The organism is Cupriavidus sp. CuC1 (assembly GCF_044627735.1).
In the GTDB taxonomy this organism is placed as follows: Bacteria; Pseudomonadota; Gammaproteobacteria; order Burkholderiales; family Burkholderiaceae; genus Cupriavidus; species Cupriavidus ulmosensis.
In genome coordinates this window covers 1-15,483 of sequence record NZ_JBIUHC010000207.1, presented here as the reverse complement: position 1 = coordinate 15,483, position 15,483 = coordinate 1, and the positions used below count along the sequence as shown (strand labels likewise).

Genomic DNA, 15,483 nt, shown 5'->3' with positions numbered 1-15,483 from the left:
CCGCCCCATCACAAGGAGAAAACCCATTGACATAAAATTCCAATGCAAATCTGTCCGATGAAACGGGGCAACCCCAGTACCGAGGAACTAGGGAGGCGGCCGTCGCGGGCGCCCGAATACCAGGCCGAAAACCAGGCGCTCCTCGCCCTGGTGCAGGAGTTGACCCACTCGCCGGGTAGTGTTCTGCAAAGGCTGGTGGATATCGCGCTGGACTTGTGCAGGGCACACTCCGCGGGCATCAGCCTCTTGGAAGAAGCTGGCCCCCCCTGGCGGACTGAACCCGAAAGGAAATCATTTCCGCTGGTACGCTGTCGCCGGACAATGGGCGCCGCTCGTCTGGAACACGACCACGCCGCGTGACTTTGGCCCCTGCGGCACTGTGCTCGATCTAGACGCCGCGTTGCTATTCGCCCATCCCCATCGCTATTACACCCAGTTCGCAGACGTTCGTCCCTTGCTGGTTGAAGGACTATTGGTTCCCTTTCATGTCGATGGTCAAGCTGTCGGCACTGTCTGGGCTGTCGCGCATGATGAGACGCGCAAGTTCGATCGTGAAGACAAGCGACTGCTCGAGAGCCTGGCAACATTCGCCTCGGCGGCATATCAGGTTCGGCTGGCCAACCAGCGCCTGGAGGCGGAAATTGCCGAGCGCAGGCACGCCGAACAGGCATTGATGGACGCCGACCGCCGCAGGAGCGAGTTTCTGGCGCAACTGGCCCACGAACTACGCAACCCTCTCGCGCCGATCCGTAACGCGGTGGAGATTCTGCGACGAGCAGGGGGCGATGAGCAAAAGGTGAGACCAGTCACCGAGATGCTGCAGCGTCAAATCTCGCAGATAGTGCGCCTCGTTGACGACTTGCTGGATGTGAGCCGCATCAGCCGCGGCAAGTTCGAGCTCCGCACCGAAGCCGTCGAACTGGCATCGGTTGTCAATCATGCGGTGGAGGCCTGCCGCCCCGCCATCGAACATGCGAAGCACAAACTGATCGTCGCGCTGCCGGCGCTGCCCCTGTACCTTGATGCGGATGCCGCCAGACTAGTGGAAGTCGTGGCCAATCTTCTAAGCAATGCCTGCAAGTTCACTTCCAACGGCGGCCAGATCTGGCTCACGGTCGAGCAAGATGGCGAGGAGGCCGTTGTCCGGGTACGCGACAACGGCATCGGCATCGCCAGCGACACGCTGCTCACCATCTTTGACATGTTCATGCAAGCCGATACGTCACTGGAGCGCCGGCAGAGCGGTCTTGGCCTCGGCCTGACGCTGGTAAAGAGCCTGGTGGAACTGCACGGGGGCACGGTGCAAGCCTGCAGTGGCGGCATTGGGCAAGGCAGCGAATTCATCGTGCGCCTGCCAATCAGGGTCGCAGCGCCGCCGAAGCAGGCGACGGTACCGGCCATCGGCGAACAGGCAACTACCGCGCCGCGCCGCATCCTGGTTGTCGATGACAACAAGGATTCGGCGGAATCTCTCGCCATATTGCTGAGGCTGACCGGCCACGAGGCGCACACAGCCTTTGATGGCGATGAGGCAGTGGAGAGAGCGGCGGCGCTACGGCCGGACGTGGTGCTGCTCGATATCGGCCTACCGGTCATCAGCGGTTATGACGCGGCTCGCCAGATTCGCGCGCAGCCGTGGGGCAAGCACATGGTGTTGGTAGCCATGACCGGTTGGGGTCATGACGAAGATCGGCAGAAGTCCCGTGAAGCCGGCTTCAACGCGCACCTCGTCAAGCCGGTGGAGCATGCCGTCCTTGCTCAACTATTGGCCGAGTCGCCTGCTGCCTGAGTCACTCGGACGATTTTGGTCAACCGATCCGACAAGCTTGCGCAGTGCGGCATTTCTTACAAGACGATGGCCATCTTGACCGCCCTGCCTTACCAGCGGTTATGCGCCTGCGAATCGTTTACCTGCTCGTGTCGCCGGGCGACCGGATGGAGCCCGCCTGGGAATTGACCGGAGGTATCTTGCTGATGGAAGCGGTGCGAAGTGGCATGGAACGTGCACCTCTTTGCCGGCGCTTACCCGCATCCTGCAGTTCGGCGCTTTCAAGACCGAGGCAACAACATGGACAAGTCGAAGATTCCGGCAGGCCAGCGCCAAGCGCTGGGCGCACTGATGGATGACCACCGCGCCGTCAAGAAGCTCTTCAAGTCGTTTGAGCAGAGCAAATCCAATAAGGAATCGATTGCCGGTGAAACCTGCAATCAGCTCGCAATGCACGCCCGGATCGAGGAGGAGATTTTCTATCCAGCGCTCCGGGGCGTTTCCGACGACCTCGATGACCTCCTCAACGAGGCGAAAGTGGAACATGGCGTGGCCAAGGACCTCATCGCGGCAATAAGAAGAGCCGCAGATAGCGACCGCCTGGAAGCGACTTACAAGGTCCTCACGGAGTACGTGGGACATCATGTAGAGGAGGAAGAGGGGGAGATGTTCGAGGCCGTCATCAAGCAAAATGTTGACCTCCGCGAGGTGGCCACGAGAATGGCAACGCTAAAGGAAGAACTCCTGGCGCTCGCAGCGTAATTCCCTGCTTTCTCCGAGGCTTTTTTCCGAGGCTTCAGGGGCCGCAGCTTTCTGGTAGTTGCTGGCTCCTTTTTTTCTGGCTGCCGAAGCCAGCGCTCATCCTGCACTGGCGTGGAGCGCGGTCTTTGTCTTTGTGCCTGACCCAACGTCACATCAGCGCAGTTTCACAACCGAAGGCGCAGCGATGAAAAATCCCTGGACCAAGAAGAATCCCTTCATGAGCATCTGGCTGAGCAGCGCCAATTCCGTAGCAGGCGCAGCTCGCGGCCGTGTTGCTGCCGAGGGCCGGCGTCAGTCAACCGCAGTCAGGAAGGAAGCGACCAAGCAAGTCTATGGCTTTTGGAGCGACCTGCTATCGGGCCCCAAACGTCGGCCTGTCAGAGGCGCGAAGAAACGCCGATAGCCGTGTGCGCCCCCGGCGCGTCCCTCACACAAACTCAGCCCCTTGGCAGGAGACGAAGATGTTGAGTCCTCATGAAATCGCCGCATTGATGCACGTCGATAGCACTCAGGACTGCCTTGAACTGAACCCCACCGACTTAGATGTCTTGGTCAACCGGAAATTCGTCCGGTTGGAGCTGCTATCAGAAGGCCGGGTGCGCCTATCCCTGACCAGCCGCGGCCGCGAAGTTCTCAACGCTATCAGCAAGAGTCGCTGACCAGCGATCTGCTTCGGCTATGTCTTCATCATCTTCCCGTGCCGCGCTGCGCAATCGTGCCGCGCACTTCGATCGCACAACAGCAACGTTGGAGGGTGCATGCCCTATGTCCGCCTAGAAGACGAAAACACAGATTTCCTGCAAGCATCCGACCACCTTGGCAGGCGCAGTGCGCGGCGAATCGGCATTCTGGTGTTCGATGGGTTCTCGCTGCTCGGCGCAGGACTTGTCGCGGAAATCTTCCACGCTGCCAACAAGATATCCCGATCAGGCGCAGGCGATGATTGCTTCTACGACGTTCGCTTCCTGTCCTCACACGGCGGCAACATCGCCTGTTCTTCGTCCGTCCTGGTTTGGACCGATGAACTGGAGGCCCGCCACGACATCGGCTTCGATGTCCTCTTCATCGCCGGCGGGGTGAAGGCGCACAACGCCGCTGGCGACGAGCGTCTGCATTGCTGGCTCGGCGCCGTCTACCCCAAGACCGCCGCCCTCATGGAGAGCGCCGACGGCCACGCCTTGCTGGCCGCCGCGGGCATTCTCCAGAATCATGAAGAGCCGCAGCGCGCCCGTGCTCGCGCAATGTCTTCACCCGGCGAGCCCGCTAGCCACGGCAAGTCGTTGAAGAGCGCGCTGGCGATCATCAAGAATGATCTGGGGCATGACGTCGCGCGCGTCGTAGCTGAACGCCTGGCTCCGACCTGGAGCGCCGAACTGCTCCCGGGGCGAAACGAGTCCCTCAGCGTAGGCGACAAGATGCGCAAGGCGGCGCGCTGGCTGCACGAGAACTGCGAACGCTCGATCTCTGTTGCCGATGCTGCCCGGATTGCCGCCATGAGCGAGCGCCACTTCCTGCGCTGCTTTAAGCTAGCGATGGGCATTCTCCCCTCCGATTACCTGCTGCGCATACGGCTCGATATGGCGAGCCGCCTGCTCGCCGAAACCGAATTGCCGGTCGACAAGATCGCGCGCCGCAGTGGCTTGAGCAACGGCGACCGATTGGCCAAGATATTTCGAAAACGGATGTCGATCTCGCCGATCGAGTTCCGACTGCACAGTCGCAGCGCACTGTAAGGGCGGTAGTGGCGGGCCGGCAGGCCACGCAGTGCGCGTGCGTCGCGCCGTCTCGACTGTGCGGAATTTGCCAACCAGGAAGCCGGTGCCTCAACTCGACAGCGCGCAGCCGGCTGAACCGATGATGAACAGGACCAGCCCGATGGAGATCGGCAAGCGGCGACCGTACCGGTCACCGACAGGCCCCCACAGAAGCTGGCCCAGGCTGAAGCCGATCAGATACCCGGAAATCGTCAGCTCGACAGTACCGGCATCCGCGCGCAGCGCCACGGCCATCGTGGGCAACGCAGGCAGGTACAGGTCCGTCGAGATCAAGGCAAAGGCCATCAAGGTGCTCAGGATTGCCAGGATCCGCAGGCTGTGCGCGTTCTCGGCCTGCCGTACGGCAGCGCTAGTGCCAGGCGATATCGCGCCTTGGGGCGCATCGCCGGGCAAGGTTCCCGGCCCGGCAGAGGGTTGATCGTTCATCGAAATGGCTCAAGACGCTCTCCAGGCGAACTGCAACCTGCCGGTGCCCGAGCGTCGGGGACCGGCAGGCTGGTGCCACAGGAAAGCAGGTAGGTTAGCGGTCGACGCGCTGCTGCAGGTGGGCTGGGTAGCGATCGCCCACAACCGTGATCTGCCGAAGTGCGGCTTCGATGGCCAACAGGTCGTCAGCCGACAGTTCGAGCGCGGCCGCGCCGACGTTCTCTTCCAGCCGATGCAGCTTGGTGGTGCCCGGAATCGGCACGATCCACGGCTTCTGCGCAAGCAGCCAGGCGAGCGCAACCTGCGCCCGGGTGGCGCCCTTGCCGTCGGCGATCTTGCCGAGCACTTCGACCAGGGCTGCATTGGCCTTGCGGTTCTCCTCGGAGAAGCGCGGCACGACATTGCGGAAATCGGTCTTGTCGAACGAGGTGTTCGCGTCGATCGCGCCGGTCAGGAAGCCCTTGCCCAGCGGACTGAACGGCACGAAGCCGATGCCCAGTTCCTCGAGAGTCGGCAGCACCGTCTCCTCCGGCTCGCGCCACCACAGCGAATACTCGCTCTGCAGCGCCGCCACCGGCTGCACGGCGTGGGCACGGCGGATCGACTGCGCTCCCGCTTCGGACATTCCGAAGTGCTTGACCTTGCCTTCCCGGATCAGATCCTTGACGGTGCCAGCCACGTCCTCTACCGGCACGGCCGGATCGATGCGATGCTGGTAGAACAGGTCGATGCGATCGGTCTTCAGGCGCTTGAGCGAAGCCTCGGCAACCGCGCGGATGCGCTCCGGCCTGCTGTCCAGGCCGTTGGCCGAGTTACCATCCTTGAAGCCAAACTTGGTAGCGATCACCACCTGGTCGCGAAACGGCGCAAGCGCCTCACCGAGGAGCGCCTCGTTGACAAACGGGCCATAGGCCTCGGCGCTGTCGAAGAACGTGACGCCTCGCTCAAATGCAGCGCGAATCAGCTTGATGCCTTCGGATGTCTCGGTGGCCGGGCCGTAACCAAAGCTCAAGCCCATGCAGCCCAGGCCGATCGCCGACACTTCGAGGCCACTGTTTCCAAGCTTGCGTTTTTGCATGATCAATCTCCTTAAGCAGCGTCGGCCTCAAACGGCGCGACGACCTTCGATCGGATATCCGGGATCCGTGTAGCCCGGCGTTGACGCGTGGCCGGGAGCAACCAGGCTGTCGACGAACTTCTCGTCGTCCGGGCCGAGCTGCAGCTTCAGGGCTTCGACGTAGCTATCCCAATGCGCCTGCGTCCGAGGCCCTGCGATGGTGGCGCTGACCAGCTGGTTCCTGAGCACCCAGGCCAAGGCGAAGGCGATCGAGGTCGTGCCACGCGCGGCGGCGTGGGCAGCGAGCTTTTGCGCGATCGCCAGGGACTCCGGCCGCCATTCCGTTTGCTGGATGCGCTTGTCGCCGCGGCCTGCGCGCGAGTCGGCCGGCGGCGCGGCATCCGCGGCATATTTCCCGGTCAGCACGCCCCGGGCCAGCGGGCTATACGAAACGACGCCGACACCGTAGTGTGCGGCCGCGGGCAATTGCTCGATCTCCGCGGTGCGGTCGACCAGGTTGTAGAGCGGCTCACTGGCGACCGGCCGGCCAATGCCCAGTTGATCAGCGAGACGCACGATCTCGGCGATGTGCCACCCGCGGAAGTTCGATATGCCGAAGTATCGGATCTTGCCCTGGCGGATCAGATCGCCAATGGCACGCACGCCTTCTTCCAGCGGCGCATCGACCAAGGCGCGGTGGAAGTACAGGATGTCGATATAGTCGGTGCCAAGACGCTTGAGACTGGCTTCCACCGACTGGACAATCCACTTGCGCGATTGCCCCTGCTCGTTCGGCCCCTGCGACGTCGGATACCCGAACTTGGTCGCCACCACCCAGTTGTCGCGGCGCTCGGCGATGGCACGCCCGACAATCTCTTCCGAACGGCCGCCGTGGTAGACGTCGGCGGTATCGATGAAATTGATGCCCTGGTCGAACGCTTTGTCGATGATGCGCTTCGAGGTGACCTCATCGGTCTCCCCGCCGAACATCATTGCGCCCAGGCACAAGGGCGAAACCTTCAGGGCGCTGCGCCCCAGATATCGGTAATCCATCCTACTTCTCCGCGCAGGCAGTGCCTGCGGTTTATCAGGCTACAAACTCTTATCGCACCGTGTAGCCGCCATCGACCGCGAGCGCATGTCCGATGACGAAACTGGCGCCGGGGCAGCAAAGCCAGAGCACCGCGCAGGCGATCTCCTCCGGCCGGCCCAGCCGCCCGATCGGCTGCTCCTTCATCAGTTCCTTCATGGCTTCGGGTTCGCTGGCCAGCATGCCCGCGACCATCGCCGTGTCGATGATCCCCGGGCACACCGCGTTGATGCGGATACCCCTGGCGGCATACTCGAGCGCCGCGCTCTTGGTCATTCCAAGCACGCCATGCTTGGATGCGTGATAGACCGCGCGGCCGGCAATGCCCACCAGCCCGCCGAGCGACGAGCAGTTGACGATCGCACCGCTTGCCTGCTCCCGCATGTGGCGCAACTCGTACTTCATGCAGTTCCAGACGCCGCGCAGATTGATCGCGTTCACGCGATCGAATTCTTCGCCGCTTGCATCGGCGGTTTCCGCGACAGGGCTATTTACGCCCGCGTTGTTGAACGCCGCATCCAGGCGGCCGAAGGTAGACACGGTCAGATCGACCATTGCCTTGACTTGCGCCTCATCGGCCACGTCGCATTGCACGGCAATGGCTTCGTGGCCTGCTGCGACGAGTTGGGCGGCAGCCAGCCGGGCCGACGCTTCGTTCACATCGGCCAGGACGACAGCCGCGCCAGCTTGCGCGAATGCCCGCGCAGTGGCCCGGCCCATGCCAGAGCCGGCGCCGGTGACAAGCGCGACCTTGCCTTCGAAAGAGTGGTCCATCCCTGCCTCGCCTTGAGCGTTTAGTCAGGTGAGATGATAGGGACGTACCATCTATCGAAAAAGCCCGGAAAGCCGCAAGCCTTTATGAAGTGGACTCATGAATGCCGACGGCGCCCACGTACATTACGTACGCCAGGTACGCTACGTACGGTAGCGAAGCGCATCGATGACGAGTGCCATCGCTCGCGAGGATTGCCGCCGGCTGGCGTAGTAGGCGTGCAGGCCCGGAAACGTGGGACACCAGTCTTCAAGTATCCAGACGAGACGGCCTGCCGCGACGTGTGCCTGCGCCAGATCCGCGGGGACATACGCAAGACCATATCCGGATAGCGCGGCATCCAGCATCTGATACGTACCGTTGAAGGCAAGCTGGCCCTCTACCCGCACCTGCACTTCACGCTTGCCTTTCTTCAGCTCCCACGCGTAGAAGCCACCAAGCGTCGGCAGACGCAGGTTAATGCAGTTGTGCGTGGTCAGGTCCTGTGGCGTCTTTGGCAGCGGCCGCTCTTCCAGATAGGCAGGCGAGCCAACGATGGCCATGCGCATATCGGGCGCGATGCGCACCGCGATCATGTCCTTTGCCACCTGATCGCCGTTGCGCACACCGATGTCATAGCGATCCGCAACGATATCGGAGAGCCCGTAATCCGTGATGATTTCCACCTTGATCACAGGATACTTCCGAAGCACCTTGGACAGCCTGGGCCACAGGATGGTCTTGGTGGCGTAGTCGGTGGCTGTGATGCGAATGGTGCCCGTGGGTTTATCCCCAAGCTCGGTCACCGCTGTCAGCTCGGCTTCGATCTCCTCGAAGCGGGGGGCCACCGTCTGCAGAAGGCGCTCCCCGGCCTCGGTCGGGGAAACGCTGCGCGTGGTGCGGGTCAGGAGCCGCAGGCCAAGCCTGGTCTCGAGCGCGCGGACCGTGTGGCTCAACGCGGATTGCGACACCCCCAGCTGCGCAGCCGCGCGGGTGAAGCTGCGCTCGCGCGCGACGGCAATGAAGGCAAGCAGGTCGTTAAAGTTTTCGCGCGGCATTGATGAACCCATCTCATAGGTGTTTGCGGATTCTAGCGTCTAGTCACACGCCGGCGCGATGGTTAGATTTGCAGGGTGCACGTTGGCTTGCGTGACAAGCATCGATGCCCCGCACTGCGGCAGCAGGCTTCGGTAACGGGCTTCTTCCCCCAATGCCACATCCACGCGGAGAGACTCGGATGATGCGGCTCCTCACCCTGGTAGCTTCGCTTGCCATGCCGGCCTCGGCTTGCGCCTGTGCAAACGAGGTAGCACCCGCTGCATCGGCCACGCGCTCGCAGCCCCCGGGCCACGATGCACGGTCGATCGCCATCACGCGTAACGGTGCACAACCTTCCACCAAGGTGCCATCTCAGTATTTCACGGGCTCCGCGCGCCTGGACCCGCTGTTCCAGCCTAAGGGGGCTTCGCGGGCATCCGCCGGACTGGTTACGTTCGAGCCGGGAGCGCGCTCCGCCTGGCACACCCACCCGCTGGGCCAAACCTTGATCGTCGCCAGCGGCGTGGGCTGGGTGCAGCAAACGGGCGGCGAGAAGCAGGAGATCAGGCCGGGCGACATCGTATGGATTCCGCCGGGCGTCAAGCACTGGCATGGTGCTACGGCAACCACTGGGATGTCGCATATTGCGATTCAGGAATGGCTTGACGGCAGCAACGTTGACTGGCTGGAGAAGGTCAGCGACGAACAATACGGCAGCTAGGGGCGCTGAGGCGCGAACTGGATCCACAAGCGTTGCAAAGGGAAATATCGATGAAACATGTTGCTGTGTCAGCGGTGATCTTGTCCTCGATGGCTTCTGCCTGCGCGCAGTCGGACCGGCGCATGCCGGACTCGGGAACGCTGCAGCCAGCCTTGACGCTGGAGGATGTGCGCATGGTGGCGCCGGCGCTGGAACGGTACACACAAGGCACCCTGCTTGGGGATCTGTGGAAGCGCCCCGAGTTGTCGCCGCGCGACCGCAGCATGGTCACGCTCGCGGCCTTGATTGCCCGCAACCAGACGATCGAGATGCCGTACCACGTCAACCTCGCGCTCGACCATGGCGTGAAGCCCGGCGAGATTTCCGAGATCATCACGCATCTCGCCTTCTATTGCGGGTGGGCGAATGCGATGTCCGCGGTGGCGGTGGCAAAAGATGTCTTTGGCAAGCGAGGGATCGGGATCGACCAGTTGCCTGCGGCCTCGGCTGCGCTGCTGCCGATTGACGAAGCGGCGGAGAAGCTGCGTGCCGCGCGTGTCGAGCAGGATGTGGCCCCCGTGGCGCCCGGGCTTGCGGCGTACACCGGCGATGTGCTGTTTCACGATCTGTGGCTACGCCCGGCACTGGCGCCCAGGGACCGGAGCCTGGTCACCGTCAGCGCGCTCATTGCAGCCGGGCAGGTTGCACAGATCCCCTATCACCTCAATCGGGCAATGGATAACGGCCTGACGAAGGCGCGGGCCTCCGAAGTGCTCACGCACCTCGCCTTTTATGCCGGGTGGCCAAACGTGTTTTCCGCCATACCGGTTGCCAGGGGCGTCTTTGAGCAGCGCCCCGGATAGGGGGCACGTCGCATTCAGTCTGGCTCCAGGCCCTTTGCCTTCAACATCGCCCTCGCCGCGTCGGATCCGGGCAGTGAACGTGCGTGCAAAGCACAGCTACGCCGCACCGATTACCCTCCCCTCGCCAGCGCATTGATGTCGGCGACTTCCAGCACCGGCTGCGGCGCACCCCGCCGTGCGGCATTCAGCATGGCCAGCCCGATGATTTCGGTGGTCAGCACGCTGCGCGGGAACAGCGCCCGCAACAGCGGCAGCAGCGGCGCGGCCACGGTATAGAAAACGCGGTAGGCAGCCGTCTTCGAACGCACACCATGGAGCGGCTGGATGATGCCGGGCCGGAACAGGTAAACCGCCTTGAAGGGCAGCCGCAGCAGCGCATTCTCGGTGCGGCCCTTGACCCGCGCCCACATGCTGCGCCCGCCCTCGGTGCTGTCCGTGCTGGCGCCCGAGACGTAGATGAAGGTCATGCCCGGGTGCAGGCGGACAAGCGTTTCGGCAGCGGCCAGCGTGAAGCCGTAGGTGATGTGGGTGTAGTCCGCCTCGTTCATGCCGGCGGACGATACGCCGAGGCAAAAGAAGCACGCGTCAAAGCCGCGCAAGCGGGATTCGGCCGCGCTGAAGTTCGTCATGTCGGTGTGGACCAGATCAAGGAGCTTTGGATGGTGCTGTTCCAGGGCGCTGCGTCCCACGGTCTGCACCAGTTTCACATCGTCGGCGCGCAGGCACTCGCGCAGCACGCCCTGGCCAACCATGCCGGTGGCGCCAAACAGAAGGACTTTCATGCGGTGGTGCCCTCCTTGGGCAGGGAGTCACGCGTTGCCTCCGGCGCGACCGGAGCGGGGCCGCGCGCGCATGGCGCCGGCCCAGCCAGCATAGCGCACGGCGCCGCTGCCCGGCGGACAGTGAGCCGGCCGCGCGCGCAGTGAGACGAATATAATGCCCGGTTCCTCCCTTGTTCAGCATCCGCCCCATGAAAAAAGCCGCTTTGTTCACCGTGGCGCTGGCCTTGCACGCGGCCGCTCAGGCTACTGGCGACGCGCAGGCCGGCAAGGGCGTGTTCGCCTCGAAGTGTGCCTCGTGCCATAGCGTGGGGCCCTCGGCACGCGCCGCGTTTGGCCCGCAGCTCAATGGGATCTTCGGCAGGGTCGCCGGCGGCACGACCGACTACAAGTACTCCCCTGAGATGAAGAAATCGGGCGTCGTGTGGTCCGAGAAAACGTTGAGCGCGTTTATCCGGTCACCCAGCAAGGTGGTGCCCGGCACCAGGATGCGCTTCTGGGGGATCAGCGACGAGCGGCAGATCGCGGACCTGCTGGCCTACCTGCATGCGCACCAGTAGCTATGGCTACAGAAAGATTCAAACGCTCCTCAACCGATAGAATAGGTGCCGGCGCCACATGGCGTCCCCACAGATCTGATCCGGAGTTGGCATGGAACCCCTCTCATTCGAATTTGTTACCGTCGAGGAAGCGAGGCTGATCCTGGATGGCGCCGTGCCCACGGAAGGCGAGCCCGACTGGGCTGGCATGCGGCTACCGGAATCCGCGGAAGCGAAAACCCTCTCACCCACCGCGCTCAAATGGCTGGCTGTGCTGCCGCCAGAGGCACGCCCGCTGGAGCTGTGCCGCACCTATCCGCGCATCGGCAACCAGCTGGCAGCGCTCGGGGCTAACCCAGCTGCGCTTTCGGACTTCCTGGCCGACCTGCTGATCGACAAGCGCGGCGGGCGCCAGGGGTTTCCCGGCGGCATCGCGCTTGAAATATCGAAACTGCAGGAACACCTTCTGCGCACGATGGAGCCGTAACGGAGTAACGGCAGGGATTCAGCTTTCGGCTTAGCGGGCTTTTCCCGGCGTGCAGTCTTCCACCATGCCGGAGATGCGGCTGGCGCTCATCATGGGGTGCCATTCCCCGGAGCTGCGGATCTCGACATCGGTGCCTTCGGTAGCGCGGCGCAAGCTGATCAGGTGGAAGAACCTGTATTCATCCGCGTCAGCACGACCGACCCGGATATCGACCTTGCCTGGTTCCGGATACGCGGTCACGGTGGCATCGTCGCCCAGCCGCTGCTTCAGGCACAGCACCAGGTCGCCTGTGCTGACCTTGGAGTGCACGCGCTTCGGATCCATCGCCTGAATGGTATTCGCGGTAACGCCGCCCGAACACGCCGACAGCCATTGCGCAGCCATCGCGACAACCAGCAATACCCGTACCCGACCTTTTGACATTCCCGTTCCTTGGCTAGATGAGTCGGGTGATGTTACATCAAGTGAATTCGTATGCTGTTGCTCGCGCCGGGGTCGAAACACCGGGTCGAAGCGCTGGGTCGAAACCCAAAAGCAAAAGGCCTGCACGGATGCAGGCCTTTTGCGTTCAATCTTGGTGCCCAGGAGAGGACTCGAACCTCCACAGTGTTGCCACCGCTAGGACCTGAACCTAGTGCGTCTACCAATTTCGCCACCTGGGCTAGGTGAGGTTGCGAATTCTACCCAACGTAATGAAATTTGCAAGTGCTGGCCGCACTGAATCAGAAGAAAAGTACAATTTTCCCCGAGCCCCGCCTGTTGCCGGCCTCGCGGGGGGTCCGTCGGTTCAGGGAAATGGTTCAGCGACCGCAAAGATTCTCATTATTCACACGGCGCCCGGCAAACGACCCGCCGGATTGCCCACCCCTCCCAGCCCCGCGAAATTTTTTCTAGCATGCCTCCATACCCTGTCGATTTCGCCCCCTCCCGTTCGTCGTCCCCATGACGGCGCGCGTCAGGCTCGCCGCTTCGCAGGTAATCCCAAAGGAGATCGGACATGCATTACATCGATGGATTTGTTGTCGCCGTGCCAACGGCCAAGCGCGACATCTACCGCCAGTACGCCGAGGCCGCCGCCGTGGTGTTCAAGGATCATGGCGCGCTGGGGCTGGTCGAATGCTGGGGCGACGATGTGCCCGAGGGCAAGCTCACCTCGTTCCCGATGGCCGTCAAGCTGGAGAAGGACGAGACCGTGGTCTTCTCCTGGATTACCTGGCCATCGCGCAAGGTCCGGGACGAGGGCATGAAGGCCACGATGGAGGACCCCAGGCTGCAGAGCCAGGGGCCGATGCCGTTCGACGGCAAGCGGATGATCTTTGGCGGTTTTGAGATGATCGTCAACGCTTAGCGGCTTGATGGCCGTGCGTAGTTGACCTGGCCCGGGGCTTCCGGGCTGGGTGCGTTCTGGCTGGAGGGGCATTTTCTCGGGGGTGGCGGGCGACGCCGCCAGCCGCCAGTCCTTTGGATCCGCCTCAGGCAGCGTTTCTTGTCGATCGCCGCGACAGTGCTAGAATAATCAATCCATCCGGCTGGATTGATTATGTCCGAAGCAAGCAGGCGCCCCAAGAACCCCGAACTGATCCGAATCCAATGCCTGTCCGTGGTGCGGGACCTGCTGGTCTCCCAAGGCCCCGAGTCGGTGACGCTCGACCTGGTGGCGCAACGTGCCGGCGTGACCAAAGGCGGGTTGCAGTATCACTACCGCAGCAAGAATGCCCTGCTCGAAGCGCTGAGAGACCAGCTCTTCGAGGAATTCGAAAAGGCCTATCAGCGCTCGCTGTCTGCCGAGGCCGATCGCCCTGGCAAACATGCCCGCGCCTACATCAAGACGTGTTTCGACGATACGGCCGCCAACAACGCGATCGGGACTCAGCGTGCCATCGCCATGCTGGCCTTGACGCTCCCCTCGTGCCGCCAGAAATGGAGCGAGCGCATGACGGACGCCCTCAAGCATGACCTCGCTGGCACCGCTGCTGAAGACCAGCTCCTCATCTGCCGGCTGGCGGGAGATGGCATGTGGTATGCGGAGATGTTCGAGGTCTATGACGTCGATGGGCCACGCAAGGCGCGCCTGCTCGCCCTGTTGCTGGACATGTGCGACAGGGCCACCTCCTGATCAGGCTTGACAGACCAAACACACAAAACAGACCACATTGACTTGGCGCGTTTGCCACGCTCCTACGGCGAAATCCATGCCCCCATCCTCTCCCTGCACCATCAGCAACACCAAGCTCTCGCGCAGCGCCATCCTCGAGATCCTTGCCCAACGTCCGGCGCAACTGCGTTTCGAGCAATGCGGCTTCGACGACGAAGACTTGAGTGGGCTGGACTTTTCGTCCGCGGAATTCCTGATGTGCACCTTTGCCGGTGCGCAGCTGAAAAGGGCGAAGCTCGTCGAGTCGAAGTGGATGCGCTGCAAGGCCGCCGGCGCCGACTTCACCCTGGTGGACGCAGGGGAAGCGCGATTCTGCAACAGCGACCTGAACAACACGCAATGGGACCGCGCGCGGCTGGCCAGCGCAATCTTCACGGAAACAAAGCTGACCGGCGCCCGGTTCCGCGAATCCGCCACCCTGGGCCTGGTGTTCCACAACACCCTGCTCGTCGGCTGCGACCTGCGCGGCTTGTCGTTCCGCAAGCAACGCCTCGAGCAGCTCGACTTGTCCGATGCCGACCTCGCCGGCTGCGACTTCCGGGATGCCCTGTTCGAGGGCGGCAGCCTGCGCGGCGCCAACCTCAAGCAGGCCCGCTTCGATGGCGCGGACCTGCGCCTGGCCGAACTCGGCGGACTGAACCTCATGACCGCCGCGGCTTCATTCAAGGGCGCCATCATCTCTGTGGGACAAGCCGCGGAAATTGTCGGGCAAGCAGGTATCCGCGTCAGCTGAGCAACCTCTACGCGATGTGCGCGGCAAACCCGGACTGCCCCGGAGAGCACCGACCTGGTGGCGATGCTACCTTCGCGACTGGTTCGCGGCACCACCGCGCTGCAGGTTGTCGAGCCACCGGTTGATGTGATCACCCTCGGCGTACTGCGGTCACCTTGCCGTCCTTGACGTCCAGCGTGCGGCGCTGCGGATTGTAGTCCATGGTACCTGGCATATGCTGGCCTTCCCGGTCACCAAAGCGCCAGGCGCAGCCATTGAGCAGCGCGGCGGCATTGGCCTCGCTTTTGCCGATCAGGGCTTCATCGCCAAGCTTGTCGGCCTGGCAACCCTCCGGCGTGCCGCGCCCGCCCTGCGGGCCCGGGTTGGGCACGGCACTGGCGGGGGGCTGGGCGGCGCATCCAGCCATGAGCGTTGCGAACACGATCGCGCCCGCCGAGACATGCCGGGTCCATGCGCTTTGCTGTTTTGGCATTCGATTCCCTGATACTCAACATTAGACATGCGAATGGCTGCCTCACCGGCTGCGACGGTGGTCGTCAACGAGGCGATTTGGCAATGGA

General features: G+C 63.0%; 18 protein-coding genes, 1 tRNA gene and 2 pseudogenes. 12 read left to right on the top strand and 9 right to left on the bottom strand.

What is annotated here, in order from left to right; translation table 11 throughout:
• The first annotated feature begins 178 nt into the window (after positions 1–178).
• From ACGLHR_RS46180 to ACGLHR_RS46165, 4 genes are all read left to right on the top strand, one after another.
• Positions 179–1,789 (top strand): ATP-binding protein, encoded by a 1,611-nt coding sequence (locus ACGLHR_RS46180; RefSeq protein ID WP_400102494.1) that lies wholly within the window; start codon positions 179–181, stop codon positions 1,787–1,789.
• A 279-nt stretch (positions 1,790–2,068) separates the two neighbouring features.
• Positions 2,069–2,530 (top strand): hemerythrin domain-containing protein, encoded by a 462-nt coding sequence (locus ACGLHR_RS46175; RefSeq protein WP_400102493.1) that lies wholly within the window; start codon positions 2,069–2,071, stop codon positions 2,528–2,530.
• A 461-nt stretch (positions 2,531–2,991) separates the two neighbouring features.
• Positions 2,992–3,189 carry a hypothetical protein gene (locus ACGLHR_RS46170; protein WP_267604207.1) on the top strand — a complete coding sequence of 66 codons (198 nt, stop codon included), beginning with the start codon at positions 2,992–2,994 and terminating at the stop codon, positions 3,187–3,189.
• A 99-nt stretch (positions 3,190–3,288) separates the two neighbouring features.
• Positions 3,289–4,263: a GlxA family transcriptional regulator gene (locus ACGLHR_RS46165; RefSeq protein ID WP_400102492.1), complete on the top strand. Its 975-nt coding sequence runs from the start codon at positions 3,289–3,291 to the stop codon at positions 4,261–4,263.
• Positions 4,264–4,356: 93 nt separating this feature from the next.
• Here ACGLHR_RS46165 and ACGLHR_RS46160 read toward each other — a convergent pair.
• From ACGLHR_RS46160 to ACGLHR_RS46140, 5 genes and pseudogenes are all read right to left on the bottom strand, one after another.
• A pseudogene (locus ACGLHR_RS46160) lies at positions 4,357–4,671 on the bottom strand (MFS transporter); the annotation flags it as partial.
• Between the two features lie 154 nt (positions 4,672–4,825).
• Positions 4,826–5,809: an aldo/keto reductase gene (locus ACGLHR_RS46155; protein ID WP_400102491.1), complete on the bottom strand. Its 984-nt coding sequence runs from the start codon at positions 5,807–5,809 to the stop codon at positions 4,826–4,828.
• 27 nt (positions 5,810–5,836) lie between these two features.
• A complete protein-coding gene (locus tag ACGLHR_RS46150; protein WP_400102490.1) occupies positions 5,837–6,841 on the bottom strand; it encodes an aldo/keto reductase in 1,005 nt (334 codons plus the stop codon).
• Positions 6,842–6,890: 49 nt separating this feature from the next.
• A complete protein-coding gene (locus ACGLHR_RS46145; RefSeq protein WP_400102489.1) occupies positions 6,891–7,652 on the bottom strand; it encodes a glucose 1-dehydrogenase in 762 nt (253 codons plus the stop codon).
• A 141-nt stretch (positions 7,653–7,793) separates the two neighbouring features.
• Positions 7,794–8,687 carry a LysR family transcriptional regulator gene (locus tag ACGLHR_RS46140; RefSeq protein WP_400102488.1) on the bottom strand — a complete coding sequence of 298 codons (894 nt, stop codon included), beginning with the start codon at positions 8,685–8,687 and terminating at the stop codon, positions 7,794–7,796.
• A 215-nt stretch (positions 8,688–8,902) separates the two neighbouring features.
• Here ACGLHR_RS46140 and ACGLHR_RS46135 point away from each other — a divergent pair, with 215 nt between their 5' ends.
• A complete protein-coding gene (locus ACGLHR_RS46135) occupies positions 8,903–9,388 on the top strand; it encodes a cupin domain-containing protein (protein ID WP_400102495.1) in 486 nt (161 codons plus the stop codon).
• Between the two features lie 152 nt (positions 9,389–9,540).
• A complete protein-coding gene (locus ACGLHR_RS46130) occupies positions 9,541–10,230 on the top strand; it encodes a carboxymuconolactone decarboxylase family protein (protein ID WP_400102487.1) in 690 nt (229 codons plus the stop codon).
• Between the two features lie 110 nt (positions 10,231–10,340).
• On the opposite strand, the gene ACGLHR_RS46125 is transcribed toward ACGLHR_RS46130, so the two are convergent.
• Positions 10,341–11,012 carry an NAD-dependent epimerase/dehydratase family protein gene (locus tag ACGLHR_RS46125; protein WP_400102486.1) on the bottom strand — a complete coding sequence of 224 codons (672 nt, stop codon included), beginning with the start codon at positions 11,010–11,012 and terminating at the stop codon, positions 10,341–10,343.
• Between the two features lie 188 nt (positions 11,013–11,200).
• On the opposite strand from ACGLHR_RS46125, the gene ACGLHR_RS46120 reads away from it, so the two are divergent.
• Complete coding sequence (locus tag ACGLHR_RS46120; protein ID WP_400102485.1) at positions 11,201–11,569, top strand: c-type cytochrome; 369 nt, start codon at positions 11,201–11,203, stop codon at positions 11,567–11,569.
• A gap of 91 nt (positions 11,570–11,660) precedes the next feature.
• Positions 11,661–12,035 carry a hypothetical protein gene (locus ACGLHR_RS46115; protein ID WP_400102484.1) on the top strand — a complete coding sequence of 125 codons (375 nt, stop codon included), beginning with the start codon at positions 11,661–11,663 and terminating at the stop codon, positions 12,033–12,035.
• 30 nt (positions 12,036–12,065) lie between these two features.
• On the opposite strand, the gene ACGLHR_RS46110 is transcribed toward ACGLHR_RS46115, so the two are convergent.
• Both ACGLHR_RS46110 and ACGLHR_RS46105 read right to left on the bottom strand, forming a co-directional pair.
• Entirely contained in the window at positions 12,066–12,458 is a 393-nt protein-coding gene (locus ACGLHR_RS46110; protein ID WP_400102483.1) for a hypothetical protein, read from the bottom strand.
• A 152-nt stretch (positions 12,459–12,610) separates the two neighbouring features.
• A tRNA-Leu gene (locus ACGLHR_RS46105) sits at positions 12,611–12,697 on the bottom strand.
• Between the two features lie 335 nt (positions 12,698–13,032).
• Between ACGLHR_RS46105 and ACGLHR_RS46100 the strand changes: the two genes are divergently transcribed.
• From ACGLHR_RS46100 to ACGLHR_RS46085, 4 genes and pseudogenes are all read left to right on the top strand, one after another.
• Positions 13,033–13,383, top strand: a complete 351-nt coding sequence (locus tag ACGLHR_RS46100; protein ID WP_267604217.1) for a DUF1428 domain-containing protein — start codon at positions 13,033–13,035, stop codon at positions 13,381–13,383.
• A gap of 192 nt (positions 13,384–13,575) precedes the next feature.
• The gene (locus ACGLHR_RS46095; RefSeq protein WP_400102482.1) at positions 13,576–14,151 is read left to right on the top strand and encodes a TetR/AcrR family transcriptional regulator; all 576 of its coding nucleotides are present in this window, start codon (positions 13,576–13,578) and stop codon (positions 14,149–14,151) included.
• A gap of 76 nt (positions 14,152–14,227) precedes the next feature.
• Positions 14,228–14,923, top strand: coding sequence for a pentapeptide repeat-containing protein (locus ACGLHR_RS46090; RefSeq protein WP_400102481.1), 696 nt, complete (start codon positions 14,228–14,230; stop codon positions 14,921–14,923).
• Between the two features lie 45 nt (positions 14,924–14,968).
• Positions 14,969–15,052: pseudogene (locus ACGLHR_RS46085) on the top strand (LysR family transcriptional regulator); the annotation flags it as partial.
• A 1-nt stretch (position 15,053) separates the two neighbouring features.
• On the opposite strand, the gene ACGLHR_RS46080 reads toward ACGLHR_RS46085, so the two are convergent.
• Positions 15,054–15,395, bottom strand: a complete 342-nt coding sequence (locus tag ACGLHR_RS46080) for a hypothetical protein (RefSeq protein WP_400102480.1) — start codon at positions 15,393–15,395, stop codon at positions 15,054–15,056.
• Between the last annotated feature and the right edge of the window lie 88 nt (positions 15,396–15,483).